This window comes from Nonomuraea gerenzanensis (genome assembly GCF_020215645.1).
Classification (GTDB): domain Bacteria; phylum Actinomycetota; class Actinomycetes; order Streptosporangiales; family Streptosporangiaceae; genus Nonomuraea; species Nonomuraea gerenzanensis.
In genome coordinates, this window is record NZ_CP084058.1 from 4,649,725 (window position 1) to 4,663,621 (window position 13,897).

Below are 13,897 nucleotides of genomic sequence, written 5' to 3' on the forward strand. Positions count from 1 at the left end.
GTTCACATGGACGGATTCCTGGACGAGACCTGCGGGGGCGTGACGGAGCTGCGTGTGCACGGCGTCTCCGGCACGCCCCCGGCCGGCACGCTCGACCACCCGCATCCGCGCCGCGTCGCGGGCGACGGCCCCACCGGGTTCTACCGGCGGTGGTGGGAGAGCGAGCCGCCGTCCGGCGACCATCCGGACGTGCCCGGCGTGCGCCACCGGGAGGCGTACGCGTGGGGCAACCTCACCTCCGGCGGCCGCACGATCGCGCTGTGGCTGCTCCTGCTGCCGTTCTCGCTGGCGAACCTGTCGTACTTCATGCTGCCCAGGCCCGCGCGCGGCGTGCGGCTGCGGCACCTGACGGAGGCGGCGCAGCGGCTGTTCGGGCTGCTGCTCACCGGCACCCTCGTCGGGGCCGTCACCCGGGCCAGCGTCGACCTGGTGGGCTGGCAGTGCACGGCGGCCGGGCGGGCCTGCACCTACGACACGGCGCCCGGGTGGGTGCGCTGGCTGGGCGTGGTGTGGGGCGACGAGCCGGCCAGGCGGCTGGCCGTCACCGCGCTGGTGCCGCTGCTGGTCGTGGTGCTGCTGTGGTGGCTGGCGCGGCGCACCTGGCTGCGCGACGAGCGCACGGTGCCGCCCAGGGTCGCCTTCCACGACGGGGTGCTGCTGGCCAGGCCGAGGCTGTGGCACGGGGCCGCGCCCGTATGGCGGCTACGGGTCGTGCACGTGGCCTTCTCCGTCGCCTCCATCGCGGTGGCCGTGTCGGCGCCCTTCGCCGGCACCCCGGCCGGGCGCGCGCTCACCGTGGCCAACGCGGGCGTGATGCTCGCCGCCGCCGTGCTGGCCGTGCTGCCGTCGATCGCCAGGCGGGTGGACCCGCACACGGAGCAGCGGGCGCCCGCGTGGCTGACCGCCGCGTGCCACGTGCTGCGGGTGGCCGCGCCCGTGGTGTTCCTGGCCACGATCGGCGCGGCGCTGAGGGGGCTGCCGGCCACGCCCGCCGGGACGGGCGCTCGGCTGCTGCCCGGCGTCGGTGTTGGAACGTTCCAGTACGCGGTGACGATCGGGCTCGCGGTGTTCATCCTGGTCGCCACGCTCGTGCTGGCCCGCATGGACCGGCCGGCCCGGCGTGGCCGGCCCGGCGCCGGCGGCGCGGAAGGTGCCGACGGCCTTGGCGGCTCTGACAGCCCTGGCGGCCCTGGCGGCCCTGGCGGCGCGGACGGCGCGGACGGCGCCCAGGGCGAGGTGGGGGAGCGGCGGGCGCTGGGCGGGATCGGGGCGTGGGTCGTGCTGATGGCGGCGGCGGGCACCGCGAACGTGATGGCGCTCGGCCTGCTGTTCTGGACCGCCTCGTTCTTCGGGGTGCCCGCCCGCCCCGCCGACCCGCACCCCGTCGGCGGCAAGCTGTTCCTCGACGAGGCCGTCTGGTGGACGGCGGCGCTCGCACCGCTGCTGCTGGCCGGCCTCGCCGTCGTGGCGGCCGGGTTGTGGCTGATCCGCCGGAGGGAGGCCGCGCGGCTGGCCCCCGAGCTCAAGCCGTACTACCTGGAACGCGACGACGCCCGGGTGGTGGCACGGCAGTGGGCGCTGGCCGGGCTCACCGACCGCGCCGGGCTCCTGCTGGGCGTGCTCACCGCGATCGGGGTCGCCGGGTCCGTCGCGGTGGCCGTGATCTACCACTGGCGGCTGCTCACACCCGAAGGCGGGCTCGCCGGGCTGCTCGCCTCCGCAGGGAGCTGGGTCCTGGTGGCCGCCGCCGTGGCGCTGGTGGTGATCGGGCGGCGGACGTACCGCGACACCCGGCTGCGCAGGACGGTCGGCATCCTCTGGGACATCTGCACGTTCTGGCCGCGCGCCATCCACCCGCTGTCGCCGCCCTGCTACACCGAGCGGGTCGTCCCCGAGCTGATGACCCGCGTCGGGCAGCTCGCCCCCACCGGCCGCGGCCAGGTCGTGCTGTCCGGGCATAGCCAGGGCGCCGTCATCGCCGCCGCCCTGGTGCTGCAGCTCGACCCCGCGCAGCGGGCGCGCGTGCGGCTGCTCACCCACGGCTCGCCGCTGCGCCGCATCTACACGCCGTTCTTCCCCGCCTACTTCGGTGACGCGGGGCTGAGCGCCGTACGGGAGCGGGTGAGCTGGTGCAACCTCTACCGGATGAGCGACCCCATCGGCGGGCCCGCGTTCCGGCGCGTCGATCCGCTGGCCGGCGGGCGGCGCGACGCGGTGGACCTGTTCTGCTGGGACCCGCCCCGGCCGGGGCCGGGGGAGCCGCTGCCCGCGACGCGGTGGCACGTCGGCTACTGGCTCGACCCGTCCTACGACGCGGCGTTCGATCGGCTCGTCTCCGTCAGAACCGCCGTCTGAGTCCGCCGCGCGGGTAGGGTGGCCCGCGTTCCGAAGCGATCGCCGCGTCCTGATGGGGGCTTCGTCGTGAGGTGGATACTGCTGCTGGTGGCCGCGGTCCTGTGGTGGCCGGGCCAGGCCGTGGCCGAGGCGGGCCGGGAGGCCGGCGGGCGGGTGGCGTTCATCGGGGTGCCGGGGCTGCTGTGGGACGATCTCGACCCGCGTGACACGCCGCGCCTGTGGGAGCTGGCGGGGCAGAGCGGGCTCGGGTCCCTGTCGGTCAAGGCCGTGGGCACCGTGACCTGCCCGTACGACGGGTGGCTGAGCGTCTCCTCCGGCGTGCGCGCGGCCGTGGGGCGGCGCTGCGGGCTGCCGCCCGAGCCGGTCGTGCGGGGGCGGGGCGCGGTCGTGCCAGGGCTGCGCGAGCTGCTCGGCACGCGCGACGGCGCCAACGCGGGCACGCTCGGCGCCGCCGTGCACGCCGCCGGCCACTGCACGGCCGCCGTCGGCAGGGGCGCGGCGCTCGCGCTGGCCGACAAGCAGGGCGCGGTCGATCTCTACGCCGCCACGGCCGCCGAGCTGGGCGACTGGTCGCGGTGCCGGGTGCTGGCCGTGGACGTGGCCGCGCTCGTGCGGCCGTACCTGGTGGACGACAGGCTGCCGCAGGAGCCGGAGGCGCTCTCGCCCGAGCGGCGGCGGGAGCTGGCCCGCCAGGCCGACGCCGAGGTCGGCGCGGCGCTCGACCGGCTGCCCGCCGGCACCGAGATCGTGCTCGCCGGGATCGGCGACCACGGCTCCGTGCCGCACCTGCGGGTGGCGATCTGGAAGCGCGCCGGTGCCGCCCCCGCCGCGCCGTCCGCCGGCCCCGAGGAGTCCGTGGCGCCGCGCGTCGGCGGGAACTCGGCCGGCCCCGAGGGGGTCGTGGGCCCGCGCGTCGGCGGGAACTCGGCGCGGCGCGACGACATCGTGCTGCTGCCCGACGTCACCCCGACCGTCCTGGCCGCCGCGGGCATCGAGCCGCCGCCGAACGTGATCGGGCTGCCGTGGCGGCTCGGCGCGCCGATCAGCTCGGCCGACCTGGTGCGCGCCGACGTGGCGGGGACCACCGTGCGCGGCATGACCGGCTACTTCTTCACCGGCTTCGCCACCCTCACGGTCGCCTTCTACGTCCTGTCCTACGTCCTGCTCTCGCGCCGCAGGAAGCTCGGCTTCGTCGGCGTGGCCGCCGTCGCGATGGCGTGCGTGCCCGTCTCGACGTACGTGGTGAACCTGCTGCCGTGGGACCACAGCCCGGCCATCGTCCCGACGCTGATCGGCGCGGTGCTCGCGGTCACGGCGGTGCTGAGCGCGCTCGCCCTGCTGGGGCCGTGGCGGCGCGACCCGCTCGGGCCGCCGGCCGCGGTCTGCGCGATCAACTTCGTGGTGCTCGTCGGCGACCTCCTGACGGGGACGAACCTGCAGTTCAACGCCCTGATGGGCTACACCGCCGTGGTCGGCGGGCGGTACTACGGGCTGGCCAACATCCCGTTCGCGCTGCTGGCCACGTCCGTGCTGATGGGCGCCGCCGTGGCCGCCGAGCACCTGGTGCGCGCCGGGCGCAGGCGGGCGGCCGTGGCCGTGGTGACCGGCCTGGGCGTGCTCGCGACGCTGCTGGCCGGCTGGCCGGGGGTGGGCAGCGACTTCGGCGGCGTGATCGCGTTCGCGCCGGGGATCGCCGTGACCGCGCTGCTCGTGGCGGGCAGGAGGGTGTCGGTGCTGAAGCTGGTGGGGTTCAGCGCGCTGGGCGGGGTGGCCGTGTCGGTGATCGCCGTGCTCGACTGGCTGCGGCCGCCGCAGTCGCAGACGCACCTGGGCAGGTTCGTGGGGCAGGTGCTCGACGGGACGTTCTGGCCGATGATCGGCCGCAAGCTGGGCGCCATGCTGCACACGCTGCTCTCGCCGAACCTCATGCCGATCGTGCTGGCGGGGCTGGTGTTCCTGGTGTTCGCGGTGCTGCGGCCCGGTCAGGTCAGCGCGGGCCTGGTGCCCAGGGCGTTCGAGCGGGCGCCCATGCTGCGGGCCGGGCTGGTCGGCGCGCTGGTCAGCGGCGTCGTCGGCATGCTGGTCAACGACTCGGGCACGGCGGTGCTGTCCATGGCGGTGGCGATGGCCGTGCCGCTGGTGCTGCACGCCGGGGTGCGGCTGCCTGGCGAGGCGGGGGACCCGCAAGATCTGAAATTATCTTTTAGTTCACCGTGAAGTCTTGAAAGTTATATCCACGAGCGATTGAGTTCGGTCGTGCAGACCCTCCGATTGCTGGCCGCCGCCGCGCTCGTGTTAGGCCCCCTGGCCACCGGCGCGCCCGCGCAGGCCGATCCCGCTCCTCCCGCAGAGGACACGCTGGAGACGGCGTCGTCCTATCAGGCCCCCTCCACGCTGCTCGCGCCCTCCGCCGCGGCGCCCCAGCGCCTGGAGACCGCCAAGAAGACCCGGCCGGTGGCGCCGGGCATCTCGCTGACCTCGTTCGACACCTACGACGCGCTCGGCTGGCTGCGCGCGGACGCCGTCACCGCCGACCTGAGCGGGGCGAAGGCGGACTACGTCTTCTCCGGCGAGGTGTCCAGGACCGAGCCGCTGTCCGGGCCCGCCAAGCGCTCGCGCGCCGTGGCCGCCGTCAACGGCGACTTCTTCGACATCAACAACTCCGGCGCCGCGCAGGGCATCGGCGTGCAGAACGGCACGCTGATCCAGTCGCCGGTCGCCGGGCACGAGAACGCCGTCGCGGTCACCGGCGACGGGCTCGGCCGCGTGCTCAAGATGTACTTCGAGGGCACCGCCACCCCGGCCGGCGGCGCGCCGGTCAAGCTCACCCAGTTCAACCAGATCATCCAGCGCGACGGCGTGGGCCTGTTCACGCCGCTGTGGGGCTCCTACAACCGGGCCCGCGCCGTCGAGGGCGCCACGTCCGTCGCCGAGGTCGTGCTGGTCGACGGGTTGGTCTCCGAGGTACGCACCTCCGCCGGCACCGGCCCGATCCCCGCCGGCACCACGATCCTGCTCGGCCGGGACGCCGGCGCCGCCGCCCTGGCCGCGCTGAAGGCCGGTGACAAGGTGGACGTGGCCTACCAGCCGAAGCCGTCGGACGGCAGCTCCGTCAAGGCCGCCGTGGGCGGCAACCAGGTGCTGGTCAAGGACGGGGTCGTGCAGAACTCGACCGACCCGGCCGCGCACCCGCGCACCGCCGTCGGCTTCTCGGCGGACGGCAGGAAGATGTACCTGCTGACCGTGGACGGCCGCCAGGCCGACAGCCGCGGCGTCACGCTGAACGAGCTGGCCGCGATGATGCAGGACCTCGGCGCCGCCAACGCGCTCAACCTCGACGGCGGCGGCTCCTCCACCATGCTGGCCCGCGAGCCCGGCGCCGCCGACGTGCAGGTGGAGAACAGCCCGTCCGACGGCGGCGAGCGGCACGTGCCCAACGGCCTGGCGCTCTACGCGCCCGAGGGCAGCGGCAGGCTCAAGGGCTTCTGGCTGGAGACGGCCAGTGACCCCGCCAAGGCGCCCGGCGTCGGCCCCGTCGCCGGCGGCAGGCCCGAGCGGGTCTTCCCCGGCCTGACCAGGCGGCTGACCGCCGCCGGCTACGACGAGACGTACGGCCCCGCCGCCGGCACCCCGTCCTGGCGGGCGAACCCGGCCGTGCACGGCGTCGTCCGGGATGGGAAGTTCCACGCCCTCGTGCCCGGCACCACCACGGTCACCGCCTCGCGCGGCAAGGCCAAGGGCACCATCGAGCTGACCGTGCTGCAGCCCCTGCAGCGGCTCGGCGCCACCGCCGACCGCCTCGGCATGGCCGGCGAGGGCGGCACCGCCACGTTCGGCGTGGTCGGCTACGACCGCAACGGCAACTCCGCGCCGATCGAGCCCGGCGACCTCACGCTCGACTACGACCAGAGCCTGTTCGAGGTGACCGCGGCCGAGCACGGCGCCTTCACCGTCAAGGCCAAGCAGGCCACCGGCTCCGGCCTGATCACCGCCAAGGTCGGCAGGATCACCACCGCGGTGCCGGTGACCGTCGGGATGGAGGCCAAGCCGGTCGCCGACTTCGAGGACGCGGCGTCGTGGACGTTCGCCGCCGCCCGCGCCACCGGCTCGCTGTCGGCCGCGCCCGGGCAGAGCGGGGGCGGGCTCAAGCTGTCGTACGACTTCACCACCTCCACCGCCACCCGGGCCGCCTACGCCAGCCCGCCGCAGCAGCTCGTGATCGAGGGGCAGCCGCAGGCGTTCGGGCTGTGGATCCACTCCACCGGCAAGGGCGAGTGGCCGAGCCTGGAGTTCTACGACGCGCTCGGGCAGTCGCAGATCCTGCGCGGGCCGTACCTGACGTGGACCGGCTGGAAGTACGTCGAGTTCACGGTGCCGCCCGGCGTGAACTACCCGCTGAAGCTGCGGCGCTTCTACGTGGCCGAGACCAAGGCCGACGTGAAGTACACCAACGAGATCCTCATCGACGGGCTGGTGGCCAAGGTGCCACCGTCGGTCTCGGCCCCGGCGGTGCCCGAGGTGGCCGACCCCGTGGTCAGGAGCGAGGTGGGCAAGACGCCGTGGCGGTTCGCGGTCATGTCGGACGCGCAGTTCGTGGCGCGGGACCCGGACAGCGACATCGTCAGGAACGCGCGCCGCACGCTGCGCGAGATCAAGGCGGCCGGGCCGGACTTCCTGGTGATCAACGGTGATCTGGTGGACGAGGCGTCGCCGGAGGACTTCGCGCTGGCGAAGAAGATCCTCGACGAGGAGCTCGGCGGAACGGTGAAATATCACTACGTTCCGGGCAACCACGAGGTCATGGGCGGCAAGATCGACAACTTCCGGGCCGTCTTCGGGGACACGTACCAGACCTTCGACCACAAGGGCACCCGCTTCATCACCCTGGACACCTCCCGCCTCACCCTGCGGGGCGGCGGCTACGACCAGGTGGCACAGCTGCGGTCCCTGCTGGACGCGGCGGCAGAGGACGGCTCGATCGGGTCCGTCGCCGTCCTGTTCCACGTGCCGCCGCGCGACCCCACGCCCGGCAAGGGCAGCCAGCTCGGCGACCGCAAGGAGGCCGCGCTCGTGGAGGGGTGGCTGGCCGACTTCCAGCGCACCACCGGCAAGGGCGCCGCGTTCATCGGGGCGCACGTGGGGACCTTCCACGCCGAGCGCGTGGACGCGGTGCCGTACTTCATCAACGGCAACTCCGGCAAGAACCCCGCCACCGCCCCCGACGACGGCGGGTTCACCGGCTGGTCGCTGTGGGGCGTGGACCCGGTGACACGGGCCGAGGCCGAGCACGTCAAGCGGAACTGGTTCGCCGACGCGCCCGACTGGATCGGCGCGCAGGTGCGCCCGCACGTGGACGAGCTCACGCTCACCGCCCCCGCCACGCTCGCCCTCGGCACGCCCGCCCCGGTGACGGCCGCGGTCAAGCAGGGCTCGCGGACGGTGCCCGCCGCCTACCCGGTGTCGGTCACCTGGTCCGGCTCGCCGAACCTGCACGTCGGCACCCGCAAGACGGCCAAGCCCTGGCACGTGGCCGTCCTCGACCCCGAGTCCGGCACGCTGACGGCGCTGCGGCCCGGGCAGGTGACGGTGGCCGTCACGGTCAGCGGGGTCACCGAGCAGGCCCAGGTCGCGGTGGCCGCCAAGGCCGCCGCCTGACGCCGTGCTGAGGGCCCCCGCGGGACGCCTGGAACGCGACCCGTCCCGCGGGGGCCTTTCGCGTGTCCGCGGCCGGGGCCGGGGTACGAGAGCGGAGGAGGATCATCGATGACCATCGAGTTCGACGTCGTGCCCGCCGGGGTGGCCCGCGCCGTCGAGGAGCTGCCGCTGGTGGACCACCACGTGCACGGGGCGACCTCGCACGACCTGTCGCGCATGGCGTTCGAGGAGCTGATCACCGAGTCCGACCGGCCCGTGCCCGACTGGATGACGCAGTTCGACTCCCCGCTCGGGTTCGCCCTCCTGCGTCACTGCCCGCCCGTGCTCGGCCTCGACCCCTTCTGCCCGCCCGAGGAGTACCTCGCCAGGCGCGCCAGGCTCGGCGCCGACGAGGTCAACCGGCTGCTGCTCGGCGCCGCGGGGCTCGGGCACCTCCTGGTCGAGACCGGCTACCGGGGCGAGGAGCTGCTCGGGCCCTCCGGCATGGCCGACGCAGGCGGGGCGCCCGCCGACGAGGTGGTGCGCCTGGAGAGCGTGGCCGAGCAGGTGGCCGCCACGGGCTGCGCGGCCGACGCCTTCGCCGGGCGGTTCGCCGAGGCGCTGGAGGAGCGCACGCGGACGGCGCGCGGGCTCAAGAGCGTGGCCGCCTACCGGTGCGGGCTCGACTTCGACCCCGCGCCCCCGTCCCGGGCGGAGGTCGCCGAGGCCGCCGGGCGCTGGCTGGCCGGCGGGGGCGGGCGGCTGTCGGACCCCGTGCTGGTGCGGCACCTCATCTGGACGGGGCTGGAGCGTGGGCTGCCGCTGCAACTGCACACCGGGTACGGGGACCCGGACGTGGACCTGCGCCGGGCCGATCCGCTGCTGCTGCGCGGGCTGATCGAGCTGGCCGAGCCGACCGGGGTGCCGCTGTTGCTGCTGCACTGCTACCCGTACCAGCGGCATGCGGGGTTTCTGGCGCAGGCGTACCCGAACGTGTTCTTCGACGTGGGCCTCGGCGTCACCCACACCGGGGCGCGCAGCGTGGCGCTGGTGGCCGAGAGCCTGGAGGTGGCGCCGTTCGCCAAGCTGCTCTACTCCTCCGACGCGTGGGGGCCGGCCGAGCTGCACTACCTCGGGTCGGTGCTGTGGCGGCGGGCGATGGCGCGGGTGCTGGGCGGGTTCGTGACCGACGGGGAGTGGTCGGCGGCGCAGGCCGTGCGGGTGGCCACCATGGTGGGGGTGGAGAACGCGCGGCGCGTCTACGGGCTGGGGTGAAAGGTGCCCGCGGGGCTTGAGCGCCGCGGACGTGGGCAGCGGGTACGGGTTGACCGCTGTTGTTGGGGGGATTTCGGTCACATGACGGGGACGAACGTCAACGGTCTCAAGGCAGGCGTGGAAGCGGCGGTGCGGACGGCGCTGCGGCGGGAGCTGCCCGGCGCGATGGCGCTGCGGCGGGAGCTGCACGCCGCGCCGTGCGTGTCCGGGCAGGAGGGGCCGACGCTGCGGCGGGTGCTCGCGGCGTTGCCGGGCGGCGTGGCCGAGCACGTGGCCGGCACGGGCGCGGTGCTGCGCATCGGCGGGCCGGGGCCGGCGGTGGGGGTGCGGGGCGAGCTGGACGCGCTGCCGATCACCGAGCGCACCGGCGTGCCGTGGGCCGCGGTCAACGGGGCCATGCACGCGTGCGGGCACGACGTGCACCTGGCGGCCGTGGTCGCGCTTGCCCGCGCGGTCGCGGCCGTCGAGGCAGCCGAGGGCTACGCGGCCGTCGAGGCCGCCGAGGGCTACGCAGCCGCCGAGGGCTTCGGGGCCGTCGAGGCCGCCGAGGGTTTCGGGGCTCTCGGGGGCTTCGGTGCGGAGGCGGGGCGGGGCCTCGCACCGCTGCTCGCCGTGCTGCAGCCGCGCGAGGAGACCGTCCCCTCCGGCGCGTCGGACGTCGTCGCCTCCGGCGTGCTCACCAGGCACCACGTCCGGGCGATGATCGGCGCCCACGTCCAGCCCGTGCTGCCCGAGGGCACGGTCGCCTGCGTCCCCGGCGCGGTGAACGCCGCCTCCGACGAGTTCCGGGTGATCGTCAAGGGCGGTGAGGGGCATGCCGCCTACCCGCACCTCACCCGCGACCCTGTGCTCGCCATGGCACAGGTGATCGTGTCGGCGCAGCAGCTCGTCAGCCGGGTCGCCGACCCGATGGCGCCGACGGTGGTGACGTTCGGCACGGTGAACGCCGGCGACGCGCCCAACGCCGTCCCCGGCGAGGCGGTGGCGCGGGGCACGCTGCGCACCATGTCGCCGGAGTGGCGCGGGCGGCTGCACCGCAGGTTCAAGCAGGTCGCCGAGGACACGGCCAGGGCGTACGGCTGCAACGCCGTGGTCGAGATCCTCCCCGGCGAGCCGGTCCTGATCAACGACCCGGCGCTGACCGCCCGGACGGGGGAGCGGCTGCGCGAGCACGGGTGGTCGGTGAACGACGAGCTGCGCTCGTGCGGGGCCGACGACTTCGCCCGCTACGGCGACGTGGCGGCGTCGCTGATGATGTTCGTGGGCGTGGACACCGAGAGCGGCCTGCACAGCCCCGGCTTCCTGCCCGGCGACGCCGCCGTGGACGCGGTCGCGCAGGCGCTGCTGGCCGGCTACCTGGCCGCCTCGTCCAGCGCCCTGAAGGGACATCGACCCCATCGCTGACTGAATCGCCCCGAACCTCTAGGCTCGGCGGAGATGGACCTCGAAACTTTCACCCCCGCTTCCGGCCGGCTCGAGCCCAGGGCGGCGCTCCACTCCGACGCCCCCTCCCTCGACCTCAACGGCACGTGGCGTTTCCGCCTGTCACCCACCGCCGGTGTCCCCGACGACTTCGCCCGCCCCGACTACGACGACTCGGGCTGGGACGACCTGCCGGTGCCGTCGCACTGGGTCCTGCACGGGCACGGCGCCCCCGCCTACACCAACGTCTCCTACCCCATCCCCGTCGACCCGCCGCACGTCCCCGACGAGAACCCGACCGGCGACTACCGCCGCGCCTTCGACCTGCCCGAGGGCTGGACGGGCGGGCGGCTGCGGTTCGAGGGGGTGGAGTCGTTCGCCCGGGTCTGGCTCAACGGGCACGAGCTGGGCTTCTCGACCGGCAGCCGGCTGCCCGTCGAGTACGACGCCGCCCCGTACCTGCGTCCCGGCCGCAACGTGCTGGCCGTGCGGGTGCACCAGTGGTCGGCCGCCACGTACCTGGAGGACCAGGACATGTGGTGGCTGCCCGGCATCTTCCGCGACGTCACGCTCACCCGCTCCACCGCCGACGTCTTCGTGCACGCCTCCTACCAGGACGGGCGCGGCACGCTGAGCTTCGCGGGCACCGGCACGCTCGCCGTCCCCGAGCTGGGCGTCGAAGGGCTGAAGCCCGGCACCGAGATCACGGTGGACGTGCAGCCGTGGACGGCGGAGACGCCCCGCCTGTACGAGGCCGTCGTCACCGGCGCCGGCGAGACGGTACGGGTGCGCGTCGGCTTCCGCACGATCTCCATCGTGGACGGCGTGCTCCTGGTCAACGGCCGCCCGCTGCTGCTCAAGGGCGTCAACCGGCACGAGTTCCACCCCGAGCACGGGCGGGCGGTGCCGTACGAGACGATGCGCGAGGACGTGCTGCTGATGAAGCGGCACAACGTCAACGCCGTCAGGACCAGCCACTACCCGCCCCACCCCGACTTCCTCGACCTGTGCGACGAGCTGGGCCTGTGGGTGATCGACGAGTGCGACCTGGAGACGCACGGCTTCGAGCAGGTCGGCTGGCGCGGCAACCCCACCGACGACCCCCGCTACGCCGACGCGCTGCTCGACCGCATGCGCCGCATGGTCGAGCGCGACAAGAACCACCCCAGCATCATCATGTGGTCCCTCGGCAACGAGGCCGGCGTGGGCGGCAACCTGGCCGTCATGGCCGACTGGACCCGCGAGCGCGACCCGTCCAGGCCGCTGCACTACGAGGGCGACCGCTCCTGCGCGCACACGGACGTCTACTCCCGCATGTACGCCTCACACGCCGAGGTCGAGGCCATCGGCCGGCGCGAGGAGGACCCCCTCGACGACCCCGAGCTGGACGCGCGGCGGCGCGCGATGCCGTTCATGCAGTGCGAGTACGCCCACGCCATGGGCAACGGGCCCGGCGGGCTGGCGGAGTACCAGGAGCTGTTCGAGCGGTACCCGCGGCTGGCGGGCGGGTTCATCTGGGAGTGGATCGATCACGGGCTGAGGCATCCCGAGTACGAGTACGCGTACGGCGGTGACTACGGCGAGCCCGTGCACGACGGGAACTTCGTCATCGACGGGCTCGTGTTCCCCGACCGCACACCGTCACCCGGGCTGATCGACCTGAAGAAGGTGTTCGAGCCGGTCCGGTTCGAGTTCGGCGATGGCGTGGTACGGGTCGTCAACCACTACGGGTTCACGGACCTGTCGCATCTGCGGTTCACGGCCACCGTGCAGGTGGAGGGGGAGACGGTCGCCGAGCATTCGCTCGAGGTGCCTGACGCGGGCGGTGACTGCAAGCTGCCGGAGCTGACCGGCGGGCTGGAAGGTGAGCGGTGGCTCACGGTGCGGGCCGTGCTGGCCGAGGAGCTGCCGTGGGCGGGGGCTGGGCATGAGGTGGCGTGGGGGCAGGCGTTGCTGACGCGGCACGAGCCGTGGGAGCACGTGGCCACCGTGGCGTTCACGCGTGACCGGGGGCGCGACGTGGCTCAGGCCAGGGTTCGCGACGGCGCTCTCGGCGGTGCTGGCGACAGCGCTCACGGCGGTGCTCGCGACGGCGCCGGCGAGAGCGCTCGTGACGGCGCTGCGGGCAGTGCTGCGGGTAGTGCTGCGGGTAGTGCTGCGGGTAGTGCTGCGGGTAGTGCTGCGGGTAGTGCTGCGGGTAGTGCTGCGGGCAGTGCTACGGGCAGTGCTCGTGACGGCGCCTTCGACAGCGCTCGTGAAGGCGACGAGCTGACCGTCGGCGGATGCGCGTTCGACGCGGCCACCGGACGGCTCATCCGGCTGTTCGGCACGGAGGTGGAAGGACCCCGCCTCGACCTGTGGCGCGCTCCCACCGACAACGACCGGGCGGCCGGCCTGGAAGCCCGCTGGCGCGCGCTCGGCCTGCACCGCCTCACCCACCGGGTGGTCGACGTCTCGACCGGCGACGGGCTGACCGTGCGCACCCGGGTCGCACCGGCGGCCACCGACCTCGGGATGGTCGCGACGTACCGGTGGACGTTCGACGGCGGGCTGCGGCTCGTGCTCGACATCGAGCCGGAGGGCAACTGGCGCGAGCCGATCCCGCGGCTCGGGGTCACGATGTCGCTGCCGGGCTCCGCGGTCGATCGGGTGACCTGGTTCGGGCTCGGGCCCGGCGAGGTGTACCCGGACACGGGCATGGCCGCCCGCGTGGGGCGGTGGTCGGCGACTGTGGAGTCGATGCAGACGCCGTACGTGTACCCGCAGGAGAACGGGCACCGCGCCGACGTCCGGTGGGCAGAACTGGGCGGTGTCCGGGTGTCGGGCGAGCCGGTGTTCGGGCTGACCGTGCGGCGGTGGAGCGGCCTCGAACTCGCCGCCGCCCGGCACCGGCCCGACCTGGTGGCGGGGGAGCGGGCGTACGTCCACCTGGACCTCGCCCACCAGGGCATCGGCACGGCCACGTGCGGCCCAGGGCCGCTGCCGTCCTACGACCTGTTCGCCCGCCGCGCCACCCTCCGCGTCCGCTTCGACCAGCTCTGACCCGCACCCAAGACCGGGCCCCGCCGCTGGGGCCCGGCCTTGAGCGGCGCGCTGGACACGGCGGTTGTGCCGCACCCAGCGCCCCGTGCTGCGCCGCGACCGTGCTGCGCTGTGCCGTGCCGCACCGCCTCGTGCCGTGCCGCACCGCCTCGTGCCGTGCCGCACCGCC

Annotated in this window: 6 protein-coding genes; all 6 read left to right on the forward strand. The window is 74.5% G+C overall.

All coding sequences use genetic code 11. The features are described from left to right. Nucleotides 1-6 precede the first annotated feature (6 nt). The 6 genes from LCN96_RS21965 (at nucleotide 7) to LCN96_RS21990 (ending at nucleotide 13,728) form a co-directional block, all read left to right on the forward strand. The gene (locus tag LCN96_RS21965) at nucleotides 7-2,355 is read left to right on the forward strand and encodes a hypothetical protein (RefSeq protein ID WP_225276305.1); all 2,349 of its coding nucleotides are present in this window, start codon (nucleotides 7-9) and stop codon (nucleotides 2,353-2,355) included. Between the two features lie 87 nt (nucleotides 2,356-2,442). Beyond that, nucleotides 2,443-4,572, forward strand: coding sequence for an alkaline phosphatase family protein (locus LCN96_RS21970; protein WP_225274744.1), 2,130 nt, complete (start codon nucleotides 2,443-2,445; stop codon nucleotides 4,570-4,572). Nucleotides 4,573-4,611: 39 nt separating this feature from the next. Continuing rightward, a complete protein-coding gene (locus LCN96_RS21975) occupies nucleotides 4,612-8,010 on the forward strand; it encodes a phosphodiester glycosidase family protein (RefSeq protein ID WP_225274745.1) in 3,399 nt (1,132 codons plus the stop codon). 108 nt (nucleotides 8,011-8,118) lie between these two features. Further along, nucleotides 8,119-9,264, forward strand: coding sequence for an amidohydrolase family protein (locus tag LCN96_RS21980; RefSeq protein WP_225274746.1), 1,146 nt, complete (start codon nucleotides 8,119-8,121; stop codon nucleotides 9,262-9,264). 81 nt (nucleotides 9,265-9,345) lie between these two features. Beyond that, nucleotides 9,346-10,668: a M20 metallopeptidase family protein gene (locus LCN96_RS21985; RefSeq protein WP_225274747.1), complete on the forward strand. Its 1,323-nt coding sequence runs from the start codon at nucleotides 9,346-9,348 to the stop codon at nucleotides 10,666-10,668. Between the two features lie 33 nt (nucleotides 10,669-10,701). Continuing rightward, nucleotides 10,702-13,728, forward strand: a complete 3,027-nt coding sequence (locus LCN96_RS21990) for a glycoside hydrolase family 2 TIM barrel-domain containing protein (RefSeq protein ID WP_225274748.1) — start codon at nucleotides 10,702-10,704, stop codon at nucleotides 13,726-13,728. Nucleotides 13,729-13,897 lie beyond the last annotated feature (169 nt).

Excerpts from the sequence above, each read along its gene's own strand:
- LCN96_RS21985 (WP_225274747.1), top strand. The coding sequence starts at position 9,346 with ATGACGGGGACGAACGTCAACGGTCTCAAGGCAGGCGTGGAAGCGGCG.
- LCN96_RS21980 (WP_225274746.1), top strand. The coding sequence starts at position 8,119 with ATGACCATCGAGTTCGACGTCGTGCCCGCCGGGGTGGCCCGCGCCGTC.
- LCN96_RS21965 (WP_225276305.1), top strand. The coding sequence starts at position 7 with ATGGACGGATTCCTGGACGAGACCTGCGGGGGCGTGACGGAGCTGCGT.
- LCN96_RS21990 (WP_225274748.1), top strand. The coding sequence starts at position 10,702 with ATGGACCTCGAAACTTTCACCCCCGCTTCCGGCCGGCTCGAGCCCAGG.